12 protein-coding genes are annotated in these 14,573 nt (G+C 46.0%); 2 read left to right on the forward strand and 10 right to left on the reverse strand.

Annotation, left to right across the window (positions count from 1 at the left end; all coding sequences use genetic code 11):
• Positions 1-59: 59 nt before the first annotated feature.
• From MKY24_RS22320 to MKY24_RS22350, 7 genes are all read right to left on the reverse strand, one after another.
• On the reverse strand, positions 60-1,730 hold the full coding sequence (locus MKY24_RS22320) for a response regulator (RefSeq protein ID WP_339200894.1): 1,671 nt from the start codon (positions 1,728-1,730) through the stop codon (positions 60-62).
• Positions 1,731-1,749: 19 nt separating this feature from the next.
• Positions 1,750-2,619, reverse strand: coding sequence for a protein-glutamate O-methyltransferase CheR (locus MKY24_RS22325; protein WP_023990274.1), 870 nt, complete (start codon positions 2,617-2,619; stop codon positions 1,750-1,752).
• Between the two features lie 79 nt (positions 2,620-2,698).
• A complete protein-coding gene (locus tag MKY24_RS22330; protein ID WP_339200895.1) occupies positions 2,699-6,418 on the reverse strand; it encodes a response regulator in 3,720 nt (1,239 codons plus the stop codon).
• A complete protein-coding gene (locus tag MKY24_RS22335) occupies positions 6,402-7,583 on the reverse strand; it encodes a fused response regulator/phosphatase (protein ID WP_023990276.1) in 1,182 nt (393 codons plus the stop codon). The genes MKY24_RS22330 and MKY24_RS22335 overlap by 17 nt, the downstream gene beginning before the upstream one ends.
• 235 nt (positions 7,584-7,818) lie before the next feature.
• The gene (locus MKY24_RS22340; protein WP_023990277.1) at positions 7,819-8,160 is read right to left on the reverse strand and encodes a general stress protein; all 342 of its coding nucleotides are present in this window, start codon (positions 8,158-8,160) and stop codon (positions 7,819-7,821) included.
• Positions 8,161-8,256: 96 nt separating this feature from the next.
• A complete protein-coding gene (locus tag MKY24_RS22345; RefSeq protein WP_053326087.1) occupies positions 8,257-8,775 on the reverse strand; it encodes a hypothetical protein in 519 nt (172 codons plus the stop codon).
• A gap of 51 nt (positions 8,776-8,826) precedes the next feature.
• On the reverse strand, positions 8,827-9,348 hold the full coding sequence (locus MKY24_RS22350) for a DUF948 domain-containing protein (protein WP_339200896.1): 522 nt from the start codon (positions 9,346-9,348) through the stop codon (positions 8,827-8,829).
• A 260-nt stretch (positions 9,349-9,608) separates the two neighbouring features.
• On the opposite strand from MKY24_RS22350, the gene MKY24_RS22355 reads away from it, so the two are divergent.
• Entirely contained in the window at positions 9,609-9,776 is a 168-nt protein-coding gene (locus tag MKY24_RS22355; RefSeq protein ID WP_023990280.1) for a DUF1328 domain-containing protein, read from the forward strand.
• A gap of 125 nt (positions 9,777-9,901) precedes the next feature.
• On the opposite strand, the gene MKY24_RS22360 is transcribed toward MKY24_RS22355, so the two are convergent.
• Together MKY24_RS22360 and MKY24_RS22365 are read right to left on the reverse strand one after the other, a co-directional pair.
• Positions 9,902-11,068, reverse strand: coding sequence for an SH3 domain-containing C40 family peptidase (locus MKY24_RS22360; RefSeq protein WP_028541845.1), 1,167 nt, complete (start codon positions 11,066-11,068; stop codon positions 9,902-9,904).
• Positions 11,069-11,259: 191 nt separating this feature from the next.
• Positions 11,260-12,129: a cation diffusion facilitator family transporter gene (locus MKY24_RS22365; RefSeq protein ID WP_028541844.1), complete on the reverse strand. Its 870-nt coding sequence runs from the start codon at positions 12,127-12,129 to the stop codon at positions 11,260-11,262.
• 410 nt (positions 12,130-12,539) lie between these two features.
• On the opposite strand from MKY24_RS22365, the gene MKY24_RS22370 reads away from it, so the two are divergent.
• Positions 12,540-12,725, forward strand: coding sequence for a hypothetical protein (locus tag MKY24_RS22370; RefSeq protein WP_013311941.1), 186 nt, complete (start codon positions 12,540-12,542; stop codon positions 12,723-12,725).
• A gap of 180 nt (positions 12,726-12,905) precedes the next feature.
• On the opposite strand, the gene MKY24_RS22375 is transcribed toward MKY24_RS22370, so the two are convergent.
• Positions 12,906-14,534, reverse strand: coding sequence for an ATP-binding cassette domain-containing protein (locus MKY24_RS22375; protein WP_023990284.1), 1,629 nt, complete (start codon positions 14,532-14,534; stop codon positions 12,906-12,908).
• Positions 14,535-14,573 lie beyond the last annotated feature (39 nt).

Raw genomic sequence — 14,573 nt, forward strand, 5'->3', positions numbered from 1 at the left:
CCATTATACGATCGTTTGAATCACGGTATAACTTTTTAAACACTACCAAATGCCACCATCTAGGCTTCATTGATTTGTTCTTTACCCGGCTGCATTGGAAAATGGTCCGGAGAATGCCGTAGCAACGCCTGTTTTACACTGCTGATTTTAACGGGCTTACTGATATAATCGTTCATCCCAGCTTCAATACATCGAGGCTGAATACCCTCCATCACATTAGCCGTCATGGCGATAATGGCAGGTTGGGATCTTCCCGCCAATTGCTCACGCACTCTACCCGTACACTCCAGACCGTCCATCACAGGCATCTGCAAGTCCATAAAGATATAATCATAGTCCTGATTCGCCATGACCATTTCAAGCGCCTGTTGCCCATCTGCTGCCACATCTGAAGCTAAACCGAGCTTATCCAGTATATTAACCATCAGCTTCTGGTTAATCGGATGATCATCTACGACCAGTACAGGTTTACGGCTTGGAGATTCCCGATGTGGAATTTCCCAGTCGTGGCTGGACTCCCCCTCCAGTTCATTTTCCTGAGCAAAGCCAAGCTTCATTGTAAAATGAAACGTCACGCCCTGTTCTCCGCTCGTATCTACACGGATATCTCCGCCCATCATATTCACTAAGGTTTTACAAATGGCGAGTCCTAACCCGGTTCCACCATATTTACGCGTCATTGAAGAATCCAGTTGGGAAAAGGGCTGAAACAGCCTTCCAACCTTAGCGGGATCAATACCAATGCCTGTATCCTTCACAGAAAACTCAACGGTAAGTCCATTGTCGCTTTGCTCTTTGACAGATGCGAAGACATACACCCCGCCCTGATCTGTAAATTTGACGGCATTGGATACCAGGTTAATCAATACTTGACGCAATCTTCCCATATCTCCATATAACACAGGAGGCATCTGTTCATCGAGGAAATAAACCAGTTCCAAGTTCTTTCGGTTCACCTCTACCGTAAATAGGCTGAAAACTTCCTTGATACAGGAAACCAGATCAAAAGGATATTCCTCTACCTCCATTTTGCCTGACTCCAGCTTAGTGAAGTCCAGAATATCATTAATGACTGCTACCAGCGCGTCTGCACTACGACGGATGATATCGGCATATTCCTGTTGGTCACTTTGCAGCTCCGTCTCCATCAGCAAATCAATCATGCCAATGACGCCGTTCATAGGTGTGCGGATCTCATGGCTCATCATCGCCAGAAATTCCGTTTTGGCATTGGCAGCAATCTCTGCTGCCTCCTTGGCGGCAATCAGTTCGCTGTTCATCTTCTCCAGCTGCTGGGTCTTCTGATGAAGCAGCATGGACTGTGTCTTCAAGCGCTTGTTTGTCAGATACATTTGCACGAAGCCTTCAATTTTGGACTTGAGAATTTGAGGGATGAACGGCTTCACCATATAATCAATACCGCCCGCTGAATACCCCGCAAATAAATGCTCCGCTTCCTTGCTGTTAGCTGAAATAAAGATAATCGGAATATCCTTCGTTTTCTCTCTGGCCTTGATTAACTTTGCGGTCTCAATTCCATCCATACCCGGCATCTGCACATCCAGGACTACGATTGCAAATTCATCTTTTAATAGACATCGCAGCGCTTCTTCCCCGGATGTGGCCTTTACCAAATTATATTGTTCACTCTCCAGCACCGCCTCAAGAGCGAGCAGGTTCTCAGGTCTGTCATCTACCAGCAATATATGAATCGGTTCATGAAGCCCCATGGAATCCTCCTAAGCATCTCTATTTAATCTTCCGGTAAATTTTTTCTATCCGGTCCAGCGGCTCGTAGGAATCACTATAATCGGTAAAATGTATGGATTCCTTGGCCCCAAGCACCAACACACCAAAATGACTCAAGCTATCATAAAACAACCCATGCACGTGGTTGCGAAGTTCGTCGTTAAAATAGATCATGACATTCCGGCAAAAAATAACATTGAACTCGTTAAAGGACCGGTCAGTCGCTAAGTTGTGCTCCGCAAAAATAATATTTTTCCGTAAAAAAGGATGAAACATCACTGAATCATACTTGGCTGTATAATATTCAGAGAACGATTGCGTGCCCCCGGACTCCAAATAATTTTTGGTATACAGCTTCATTCTGTCGATCCCGTATACGCCTTCCTTCGCCTGCTGTAAAGACAGGTTATTCATATCCGTCGCATAAATGCGGGCCTTATCATATAAGCCTTCTTCATGCAGCAAGATCGCCATAGAATATACTTCCTCACCTGTGGAGCAACCTGCATGCCATATTCGAATGTACGGATACGTTCGCAAAATAGGAATGATTTTCTGCCTAAAATTCAGAAACAGCTCCGGGTCACGGAACATCTCGGTCACCGGAATGGAAAGGCTTTGCACCAGTCTATCGAAGGCGCTGCGATCATGCAGCACCTTCTCCTGAAGTCCTGATATCGTGCTTACATTCTCGGACTGCGCATGATAATAAACACGCCGCTTAATCGATGGCAGAGCGTAGTTACGAAAATCGTAGCCGTACAGCCGATGTATACCTTCCAGCAACAGCTCAATCTCAATCAATTCCCGCTCAGTATCATTCGATTTCACTTCATTAGCAGCATTATCCGCCATATCCTTAGATGTCATAATCTCTCTCCAATTCCTAAATAGGTTTTGCCTGTGCCGCTCCAATCATGTGTCGATTTATATTACCCAATTTTTTGGGTTACGAATACAACCACACCCGCATTAATGATAAAAGCTGTTCGGTTTGAATCGGTTTTTTTACATAATCGGAAGCGCCTGCCTCAATACACTTGGAACGATCATCCTTCATGGCCTTGGCTGTCAGGGCAATAATAGGCAACTTCTCGAATTGTGGCATTAGCCGGATACGTCGCATCGCTTCATATCCATCCATTTCCGGCATCATCATATCCATCAGAACCAGATCAAAATCAGGTGTCTGTTCCAGCAGTTCCAGTGCTTCTCTTCCATTTTCCGCAAAGGTAACCTCCATACGATAGCTTTCCAGCACGCTGGACAGAGCAAATACATTGCGAATATCATCGTCTACCAACAATATTTTTTTATCTTCAAACAGTTCTTCCTTGTTGTATAGCTTCTGCAAAATTTTGCGTTTATCCTCAGGAAGATTCGCCTCTACACGATGCAAGAACAACGTTGTTTCGTCTAAAAGCCGTTCCGGCGATTTAACATCCTTAATAATAATAGACTCTGCATATTTGCGAAGTTGCGTTTCTTCTTTGCTATCCAGATCTTTGCCTGTATAAATAATGATCGGCAGATCAGTTAGCTGCTCGTTCTCTCGAATACGATCCAGCAGTTCAAAACCAGTCATGTCGCTCAGCATCAGATCCAGTACCATGCAGTCATACCGCTGGATAGCCAGCTCATTCAGTGCTTCCTGACCTGTCGATACCGCCGTAATGGCAACATCATCATGATCGATCAGCTCAATAATGGATTTACGCTGATTATCATCATCTTCAACCACAAGGAGACGTTTGACCATTTGGTCCGTATACGATTTTATATGTGAAAATGCCTTATCCAGACTTTCCTTCGAGGAAGGCTTTTTGAGATAGGCAATCGCGCCCATCATTAAGCCCTGCTTCACATCATCTATGACCGAAATAACATGCACTGGAATATGACGTGTCGATGAATTTCCTTTCAGCTCGCCCAAAATGGACCAGCCATCCATCACAGGTAATTGAATATCTAGTATAATAGCGTCCGGCAAATAAGATTGAGCCATGTTGAGCCCATCGTCTCCTTGGAGAGCGATCAGTGCCTTAAAGCCCCGGCTACGGGCCATATCGTACAAAATATTAGCAAAATTAATATCATCCTCAATAATCAACAGCACTTTATCCTGCGAGGTAATCTCGTTTCGGTCGTCCCCCGGATGTATAATGTCCTCCGCTTTGTTTTTCGAAGGCATCTGATATAATGGCAACCGTTTAGCAGGCATAATCATGGGAAGGTCCGTTTCTACCGAGGCTGCGACACTCTCAAAACCCGAATTCACATCCGCACCGTTAAATTCCTCTCTCGAATGAGACTCCATATCCTCAGCCGTTGGCGTTTGTTCCGGCAAATACAATGTAAAACAACTGCCCTGTCCCTGCTCGGATTCCACCGTAATAACGCCGCCCAACAATCTGGAAAGCTCGCGGCTGATCGACAGACCTAGTCCTGTCCCCCCATATTTCCGGCTGGTTGTACCGTCTACCTGCTGGAAGGCTTCGAAGATCAGATCCGTTTTATCGGAAGCAATCCCAATGCCCGTATCACGCACAGATAGAGCCAGATAGGATCTTCGTGGATTTAGCAGACCAGGAAGCTGCTCTCCGTTTGCCCGAGATACAATGAAACGAATAGAACCTTCCGTGGTGAACTTGAAGGCATTAGACAGCAAATTACGTAAAATTTGTTTGAGACGATAACCGTCACTGATAATGGCATCTGGCAAGTTCTCTTCGATTTCGGTATGCAGTTGAAGCTCACGTTTGGCTGCGACCGGAGCAAAATTCTGCTCCACAAACAGTTCCAGTTCCTTCAAATGGACCGCTTCATGGTTAATATCCATTTTTCCAGCGTCCACTTTGGATAAATCCAGAATTTCATCAATCATTTTCAACAAGTCCGCGCCTGACATATAAATGGTTTGTGCATATTCCACCTGCTTTGGCTTGAGATTGCCTTCCTTGTTCTCAGACAAGAGCTGAGAAAGAATAAGCAAGCTATTTAGCGGAGTACGCAGCTCATGAGACATATTGGCCAAAAACTCAGATTTGTATTTGCTTGTGATTCCTAGCTGCATGGCCTGTTGCTCCAACTGAGCTCGTGCATGTTCAATCTCATCGTTCTTTTCTTCCACTTCTCGAACTTGTTCTTCCAGCGCTCTAGTTTTGGCAATCAGTTCAGTATTAAAATGCTCCAATTCTTCCTGTTGACGCTGTAACAATTCCTCTGAACGCTTGAGCTCCTCTGTTTGCTCCTCCAAATTTTCGTTGGAGCGCTTGAGTTCCTCTTGCTGAGTTTGCAGCTCCTCGGACTGGCATTGCAATTCCTCAGTAAGTGCCTGGGATTCGCGCAGCAATTGCTCTACACGCATCCGTCCCTTGATATTGTTCAGAATGATCCCCAAGCTCTCTACTAATTGAGCAAATAGCTTCGTTTCCAGATCACTGAAGCGATCCAGTGACGCTATTTCTATAGCACCGATGCACTCATCCTCGAACAAAATAGGGAAAATCATAATTCCCACTGGCTTACTTTCTCCTAAGGCAGAGCCTATGGACAAATATCCGTCAGGAGCCTCTGTAATCAAGATCGGCTTACGATCCAGAACACATTGTCCGAGCAACCCTTCGCCCACATGGATAACGTCCCTAATCGAATTTTCGCCAGTCACCTTTGCATAGGAGCCGTATAACTTAAAACGGTTGTCTTCTACATCTTTTCCTTGCAAATAGATAGCTCCATAGCTGCCTCCCAAGATGGGCGTAAACTCACTAATGAACATCTGAGCAACCTGCTCCAGTGAATTCACACCACGGAACAGCTCAGTCACCCGAGCAGTATTGGCATTAAGCCAAGTTTGATCCTTCTGCGTTTGAAGGACAGAATGCTCGAATTTCCGCTTTTCTTCCAAGTCCCCGGCCATTTGTTGAAATACACGAGCGACCTCACCGATTTCATCTTTGGAGGCAACACTCATTCGGCTGATGGCCCTGTACTTTCCCTTGCCAAAACCATTAATCATGAGACTAACGATATTTAGACCTTTGGCAATGCTTGGGAGCACCCACAAAATAACCAGTAAGCCCATGATCAGACCGGCGGCCATCAGAATTGTGGTAATCTGTACAGATTCCTCATAGGCCTGATTGGCTTGCTTCATGTCGTTATCAATCTCCCGATCCTGAAAAACGGCAAGGGCATTAATGCTGTCCATTGCCTCCTCTTGAGCAGGCAAACCAGTACTATTGCGGAAAGCGTTAGCCTCATCAATGCGATCTTGTCCCAGCAAGGAAACTAACCTTTGTTCGTAACTTAGAAATTCATTCCAGGCGACGGCTACCCGATCAACCTGCTGCTGCTCTTCACTGGTGCCTGAGTTTGTTTGCAGACTTGCCAGCACTTTCGTTCCAGTAGCGGAAATATCATCGAGCTCACGTTTGGCCTCGCCGACGGAGGAGCCCGGATTCAAAATCAGGTTGGCCATAACTTTGGCCATATCATTCACCTGACCGCGAATAGCCGTTGTTTTCCGGACCTTCACATATCGGTCCTGGTAAACCTGATTCAGCTGCTCATTCAGGCTCCCCATACGGTCATAGCTGATTAGCGTCAGCACAAGGAGGATCGCCATAAGCGATCCAAAGCCGATCAGCAGTTTATTTCTGATTTTCATGCAAGCTCTCTCCCTCTTTCAATGAAATCCAGATCAGGCACTTATCATCATCGCGATCCTGTGGCGCCTCATTACGAAAAAATGCATCCAGCATCGCTTCTTCATTCCAATCCTCATACTTACGTAGGCACTCAGTCAGATACTCCAACTGCTCCTCATATTCACCTTCCACCGCTTCCAGCAAGCCATCCGTATACAAAGCGATATGTCCAGTTCCTTCATAATGAATCGTGTGCATTTCTGCATCAATCTTATCAAACAAACCAACCGGGCTACATGCACGGTCAAATTTGGTAATGCTGCCATCCTGGTTGAACAGCAAACCGGGAGGATGTCCCGCATTTACATAGTCAATTCGCCGTGAACGGGTATCAATCACCATATAAATCGCCGTAAAATAATACTGAACCAGCTGCTTGCCCAGATCCAGTTGATTAAAACGACGATTTAGCTCTTGTATGACTTTCTCAGGCTCCACATATGTGGTCACCGTATCCTTAAGTACAGACGCAATAAACATGCAGAACAGCGAGGAAGAAATGCCATGCCCCATCATATCAAGCAAAATGATGGCATATCGCCCCTCCCCTAACGGATACCATGAATATAAATCCCCTGCCAGTTCAAAGGAAGGCTGATAGAGCGCATTCACTTGCAGCACCGGGTCCTGAATGGCAGGACTAAGCACCGCCTGCTGCACCATCGCGGCCAGCTTCAACTCATCCTGAATTCGCTGATCCCGATCCTTATGCCAGTCCTTCTCCTGTTTGAGACGCAAAGCAGACCGGATTCGCGCCATTAGCTCTACCTTGTTGATCGGCTTTGTGACATAATCGACGGCTCCCACATCCAGAGCTTCGGCCAATTTTTTGGAATCGCCTACTGCCGTTACCATAATAATCGGGATATCTTTTAAATGCTCATATTCCTGCACAATACTGCAAGCTTCAATGCCGTCCATTTCAGGCATCATCATGTCCAGCAGCACCAAATCAATATCTGAAGGACGGGGTCGAAGACTAATGGTACGATCGCCGATTCCCAGATGCTCCAACATTTCTGCGGCCGAGCTAGCAGAGATCACATCCCGATAATTTTCTTTTTTCAGTATTTCACGAATAATAATGACATTCGTCGGGTTATCGTCAACAATTAGAATTCTCATTGGCCTCTCCTTATCTGTAACTCATGTATTATACTATACCTGCTTAAACGGCAACACCCTTGTTCAATAGAAGTAGTGTTTCCGTAAGAAGGCATTCCAAAAACATAGATAAGGAATGAGGCTGGAACCCCATTCCTTATCTATGTTTTTGGAGGACCCGCGAAACACTTGTGCTGCGGTCAACATCCTCTTTTTCGAATCTAATGCCACTCTGCTTTTATGGTGAACAGCAATATCACGCTTTTTTAGCAATGACCAGCACTTTACCCTGATCCAGTTCTTTTTCATAAAAGTCAGCTTCGGTATCTGTAAATCCCAAGGAAGTAATTTTAGCGCGAAGCTCATCGCCGCGGGAACGGAACAAGTTGGCTAATGAGTCGAAAACGCCCTCTTCCTTAATCCCGATTTCCTTGGCATCCACCGTATCAGCAATACGATCTGTCCGATCCTGATCATGAGCGAGCACGAACACATCCTCATAACGATAGCCCGTGTTACGCAACTCATTTACTGCTTCAACGGCTTGTACACCGTTATCTACCACTTTGGCATAAGATTTATGATTGGTCTGATTCATGTTTCTCACGCTCCTTTAAGGATTGACTTCTCTGACTATTACACTTCACACATCCATTTGAAACTTCCATGTTATGTCACGCCTCGGAAATATCAATTACCATTCCGTTTCATCAAAAAACTCGACATACTTAGGTTTATCAGACGTCTCATCCATAAACACTTTGATTGCACGTTGTCCGCGTACATAGACCTCTCCGTCTTCCGCCGTGAATTGCGAGCCACCCAGCGCCTGATCCAGCGTTTTCCGTTGCAGCGGCAGCCACTCATCATTTACCTTGATTCGACCGGCAGCAGGGTCTACATGCACATAAGAAACGACGTCATCACGCATACCAACTACAACATCTGGATATTGGTATTCTGTAGAAAGCAGCAGCATATCCTTTTTGACTCGTAGTGGCTTGCCCAGCTTTTTCAATACATCGGCACGTGTATCATCCAAAGATATGCCATTTAAGGTATGAAAATCTGCTGGTACAGCATGTGGAGCGGGTATCGTCTGCACAGTCCTAACCATATGCCCCGCTGTTTGCGGGGAAACGGTTTGCTGAACCGTATCCTGTCCGGAAAAGGGAGTGAGCAAACCAGCAGCTAGTAATAACGTCTTCATCATAAATCTCACCCTTTCAATGAATTTCCTGTAGTTTACGGTTCAGCCACTATGCTACTGACGCATTTTCTGCCACACCCCAGCAGCGATGTCTACATAACCCAACCAGTTTTTACCCGGCTTGGCCGCAGGCTCTTCATAAGTCGCATTGTAGCTCTGAACCGTCCGCTCCGTTGCGGTCAAAGGTCTACTCGGTGTCGTTGCCTTAATCGCATTATCCGTTCTGGAAGTATTACTCGCAGCGCTATGCGATTTCTGAAACCGTGTCATTAACGCTGTTGAAGCCTGCTTGGCAGCCAGCGTCACTTCGCTGAGTACCTCCCCCAAGTTTCTAACCGATTCCATCACTGGCTCCACTTGCTTCAATTTATGATCAACATCTGCGGTGATGTCATTCGCATGTCGAACCGTTTGTTTTACTTCATAACTCAGTTCATCTACCGTTTTTTGCACATCCTGTAAGGTTTGAGTCACCTTATCCAGTGAGCCTTGTGCTGCTTTCAACGTTTTAATGAGGAAAATAACGAGAACTGCAAATGCGATAGCAATAATAAAAATGCTGACCTGTGTTAACATGGCGTAACCTCTCTTTCGTCTTTCACGATGATGTTTATGATTACTGCATAGTTACCCTTTAGATTCAGACACGAAACAACGTCCAGGCTGGCTTCTTCTCCGCTCCAAACGTTATGATTCACGGACTCTCGCACCGTTTAAAACAACATATAACGATGGCACAGCCACGAGTAATCTATAGAAGTCACCGTCATCTGCAACCACGCTCTATCGGGGCGTGAGTATGCCACATTATATACAATTAAAGGAGGATACAGAACATGCTAAAATGGTCCGCTTTATTCTTAATTTTTGCTGTGATCGCCGGAATCTTAGGTTTTTTTGGTATCGTCGTGTCCATAGCTGCTACAATCGCTAAAATATTATTTGTGATATTTCTGGTGTTGTTCGTCATTTCACTCTTTACCGGAAGAAGACGGGTTTCATAGTTATCGGATGCTAGCTGTACAAAAGCAATATTCTAATGTTTATAAAAAAAGGATGTTCCCACCCTGGTCAACAGGGCTGTGGAACATCCTTTTTTGATGCAGCTTTTTTACGGTTAACGGCGCTTTTATTGAATCACGCTGCCCCCAAACAGGAAACGGTCCTGCCAAGGCTTGCTGAAATCCGTAACTTTTACACCGCCACCCGCTACAGAAAACGTATGGAGAAGCTTGTTGTCTCCCAAATATACAGCTACGTGTGTAATCGTTTGAGAGGAATTATCCAAGGACGTGTACGCCCCGGAAGATGCATTATAATTTGTAAAGAAGAGTAAATCGCCACGCTTCAGCGTAGTCATGTCCATATTCGGCTGACTGTTTTGCTTGATCCACTCACCCTGTGAACGGGAATCTGCCGGAAGCTGGATACCTACAGCCTGACGGAAAATTTGACGGGTAAATGCCGAGCAATCAAAAGTAGCCGTACTGTTACGATCCGAACCATATTCATATGGAGTTCCGAGATAAGTCATCCCCGTATTAATAACCTGCTCTATTGCAGCCGCTGCATCACCGGAAAACATGTTCGTAGTTGACGCAGGAGATGCTGTCACAGGTATTGCGGTAGTATCAGGAGTGGTTGTCACCGGAGCAGCCACAGGCTGCTGCACAACAACGCCCTCGCCAATACGAATATACTGTGGAGACGAGCTGACGTAGCCCACCGTACCATCAGCATTGGTAACCTTGAACCAATAAGCATTACTTGGATCGGTAATCGTAACGACATCCCCTGCATTCAAATAGCCCAAAACCTCGGAAGAAGTGGATGCCTCCGCCCGCAAACGAACGGACGTTTGAATCGTGGCTTTCGTTTGACCGGCAGAACTATTCACTGAGGCCACAGCCTCTTTAGCTGAAACATTTTTAACTGACTCTGCGGCTTCCGGTTTACGGCTGGCAGATGAGGTGACAGCAGCAGCGACGCTGGTAGCGCCAACTTTTATGTACTTGTCGGAGCTGCTAGTGTATCCGGTTACTCCATCAGAAGTCTTGATCTTATACCAATAGCTGTTCGTTTTCTCCAATACCGTTACGGCCTCTCCCTGCTTCATAAAGCTGACTACATCCCCTGTAGTCGAAGGACCGGATCTAAGCTTTACAGCCGCCTGAATAACCGCCTTCTGTCCTGTGGATGCTGTTGATGCCGCTGCGTCAACCTGACCCGGCGCCACATGAATTGCTGCCAACAGCGCGGCTGACGTCATGAGCATTCCCATCACGCGTCTTCTCAATGTTGCACCTCCTGGCTGTTTTTACGAATTTGAAGAGCATATCCAATTCCGACGAATATAGCCGGACATGCCTTCATTATAGTAAAAGCAGCAGGAAGAGAGATATAATCCAAACGTCACAAAAGGAAGCGTATACGCCTTTTTCATATAGGTCTAAAGTCACTTTTAACACTAAATATTCAATAAATAATCTATAATTTGGGTTCTACATGGACATGGACATGCATCGTATTATGAACCTCTTGCAGACGTTCCTCAATCCGGTCGCTGATCCGATGCCCTTCAATCAGGCTGAGTTGCGGATTGACCTCAATGACCACATCCACCAGCGCATGATTGCCGTGTACACGTGCCTTAACGTCCCGAATCCCCTCTACTCCAGGTATACAGGCAATCGTACTCCGTAAGTCAGACAGCTCTTGCTCATCAAATCCATCGGTCAAGCTGTGCGTGGAATCCTTAAAAATATCCCACGCTGTTTTACAAATGATAAATCCTACCGCGATCGCAGCTACAGTATCCAGCCAGGGTAGGCCGAACTGTGCGCCGATAATGCCAACTGCTGCCCCAACACTGACAAGTGCATCCGATAGATTATCCTTGGCCGCTGCCAGCAAAGCCTTATTGTTAATTTGCCGTGCCAGTCTGTTATTGTAAAGGTACACTCCCAGCATAATCACTGCACAAATCACAGCTACACCCGCGGAGGTGATATCCGGTATTTGCTTTCCGCCCTTGAAAATGCTCCCGATCCCATCAATAAGCACCTGCAAACCGACGACAGCCATAATAAAGGACGCCAGCAGCGCCGCGATCGTTTCTGCCCGAAAATGTCCATAGGCATGGTCAGAGTCCGGTGGCTTTTGGGAAATTCTCAGTCCAACCAGTACAGCAACCGACACTACAATATCGGTGACATTATTGAAGCCATCCGCCCGCAACGCGCTAGAAGCAAATATATATCCGCTAATCAGCTTAAAGGCGGACAACAAGAGATAAGCAGCAATGCTCACCCACGCCCCACGCTCACCTTTTCGTATCTCTTCATAGACATTTACCACAACGTAGGACACTCCTTCAAATATATAGTTCCCAGCAGAACGATCTCACCGGGCCCAAAAATAAAAATAGCAGCGTTGCTGCCCTGAATAATATCAATTTTCTTTGGTTAACTGTTATTTTCAGGATAGCAGACGAACTTTGTGTGGGTCTAGAGAAACAGTCTTTCCGCTCTGCATCGCTGTAGTAACAACGAAAAAGTATTGCCAGGCCCCATTCCTGTAGGTTATACAAAACATTTTTTACTTCACGCAAAAAACAGAGGTTTTCTCTTCCAACCCACCCCAGATGTGTGTTATCATTGTTGCCCTTGTCCCTTCTTTTAAAAACGTATAAAATGAGGACACAGCCGCGTTTTTATTCAATCCAGCATGATTGACATGAATTTGGCGGCAACAGGAGGAATTTATTCATGAGCGATGCTAATGAACCACGTAAAGTTAATCTCGCAGATGCCATTCGGGAAAAGCTGGCACAAAAAAAACAGCAGTCCGGCGCTTCACAGCAGGGCGGCTTTCAAGGCGGTTCCGCCAAAACACTGAAAAGCCAAAATACGAAGAAGCCGAACAACCAACGCCGTCGTACAGGCGGATCATAAGCCACCCCATAGTATATATATTGTACGCAAAATCGGACGAGGTCTATCTTACCTCACTCCGGAACCGAGTAAGCTATGGGCATGACACAAAAACGAAAAAGAGGAGTCTCCCCGCCATCTAAATGGCCTAAGGAGCTCCTCTTTCGTTTATCTAGTTGTTGAAGTTAGCCGGTTTGGATTTTAGCCGATTTCTACCGGATACATACGTTCACGCAATTTTGTGATTTCTTCATTTTCCAAGTATTCATCATAGCTCATCGTACGGTCGATTACGCCGTTTGGTGTAATTTCCACGATTCGATTCGCGATCGTTTGAATAAACTGGTGGTCATGGGATGTGAACAATATAGTACCGTCAAAATCAATCAGACCATTGTTCAGCGCTGTAATGGATTCCAGATCCAAGTGATTGGTCGGTTCTTCCAGCAACAGCACATTGGCACCGTTCAGCATCATTTTCGCCAGCATACAGCGAACCTTTTCGCCCCCGGACAGCACACTTGCTTTCTTAAGCGCTTCTTCTCCAGAGAAAAGCATACGTCCCAAGAAGCCGCGCAGGAACGTTTCGTCCTGATCCTTGGAATATTGACGCAGCCATTCCACAAGATTCATATCCACACCTTCAAAATAGGTGGAATTATCTTTCGGGAAATAAGCCTGGCTAGTTGTAATCCCCCAAGAGAATTCTCCGCTATCCGCTTCGATCTCGTTCATCAACACCTGGAAGAGCGTCGATTTAGGCATGCCGTTCGGGCCAACAAACGCGATTTTATCGCCTTTGTTCACAACCAGACTGAACTCATTCAGCACTTGCTCGCCTTCAACAGTTTTACTGAGGCGGTCTACTGTCAGGAGTTGTTTGCCTGCTTCGCGTTCAGGCTTGAAGTTCAGGAAAGGATATTTACGGTTCGATGGACGGATGTCATCCAACGTAATTTTATCCAGTTGTTTTTTACGTGAAGTAGCCTGTTTGGACTTGGAAGCATTCGCGGAAAAGCGCTGAATAAAGGCTTGCAGTTCCTTGATCTTCTCTTCCTTCTTCTTGTTGGCATCACGAGTCAAGGCAAGCGCAAGCTGGCTAGACTCATACCAGAAGTCGTAGTTTCCGACGTACATCTGGATTTTGCCAAAATCAATATCCGCAATATGCGTACATACCTTGTTCAGGAAGTGACGATCATGGGATACAACGATGACGGTGCCTTCATAGTCCATCAAGAAATTTTCCAGCCATTGAATGGATTCGAGGTCCAGATGGTTGGTAGGCTCATCGAGCAGCAAATTGTTCGGACGACCAAACAACGCTTGAGCCAGGAGAACACGTACCTTGTCATTACCACTCAGCTCAGACATGTTCTTGTCATGCAGGTCGCGGGGAATACCAAGACCGATCAGCAAGGAAGCTGCATCTGGCTCGGCATCCCATCCGTTCAGCTCCGCAAATTCACCTTCAAGCTCACCGGCACGTAGACCGTCCGCTTCGGTAAATTCCGTTTTGGCATACAGCGCATCCTTTTCCTTCATGATTTCATACAGACGCGTGTGGCCCATAATAACGGTTTCCAGAACCGGGAATTCATCGTATTCATAATGGTTCTGCTTGAGGACTGCCATCCGTTCACCCGGTGTCATGTGAACCTCGCCAGAATTGGCTTCAATTTCACCGGAAAGAATTTTCAAAAAGGTGGATTTACCCGCGCCATTCGCCCCAATCAGGCCGTAGCAGTTCCCAGGAGTAAATTTGATATTTACGTCTTCAAAAAGTGGGCGTTTACCATAACGAAGCGTTACGCCGCTTGTACTGATCATATAAGCATACCATCCTTATCATTAGTAAAGTGCTAAACA

This window comes from Paenibacillus sp. FSL P2-0322 (assembly GCF_037975315.1).
Classification (GTDB): Bacteria; Bacillota; Bacilli; order Paenibacillales; family Paenibacillaceae; genus Paenibacillus; species Paenibacillus polymyxa_B.

What these genes read in the sequence shown, in the direction of transcription:
- MKY24_RS22320 (WP_339200894.1), bottom strand. Translation starts at nt 1,730, where the DNA reads ATGGGGCTTCATGAACCGATTCATATATTGCTGGTAGATGACAGACCT.
- MKY24_RS22325 (WP_023990274.1), bottom strand. Translation starts at nt 2,619, where the DNA reads ATGACATCTAAGGATATGGCGGATAATGCTGCTAATGAAGTGAAATCG.
- MKY24_RS22330 (WP_339200895.1), bottom strand. Translation starts at nt 6,418, where the DNA reads ATGAAAATCAGAAATAAACTGCTGATCGGCTTTGGATCGCTTATGGCG.
- MKY24_RS22335 (WP_023990276.1), bottom strand. Translation starts at nt 7,583, where the DNA reads ATGAGAATTCTAATTGTTGACGATAACCCGACGAATGTCATTATTATT.
- MKY24_RS22340 (WP_023990277.1), bottom strand. Translation starts at nt 8,160, where the DNA reads ATGAATCAGACCAATCATAAATCTTATGCCAAAGTGGTAGATAACGGT.
- MKY24_RS22345 (WP_053326087.1), bottom strand. Translation starts at nt 8,775, where the DNA reads ATGATGAAGACGTTATTACTAGCTGCTGGTTTGCTCACTCCCTTTTCC.
- MKY24_RS22350 (WP_339200896.1), bottom strand. Translation starts at nt 9,348, where the DNA reads ATGTTAACACAGGTCAGCATTTTTATTATTGCTATCGCATTTGCAGTT.
- MKY24_RS22355 (WP_023990280.1), top strand. Translation starts at nt 9,609, where the DNA reads ATGCTAAAATGGTCCGCTTTATTCTTAATTTTTGCTGTGATCGCCGGA.
- MKY24_RS22370 (WP_013311941.1), top strand. Translation starts at nt 12,540, where the DNA reads ATGAGCGATGCTAATGAACCACGTAAAGTTAATCTCGCAGATGCCATT.
- MKY24_RS22375 (WP_023990284.1), bottom strand. Translation starts at nt 14,534, where the DNA reads ATGATCAGTACAAGCGGCGTAACGCTTCGTTATGGTAAACGCCCACTT.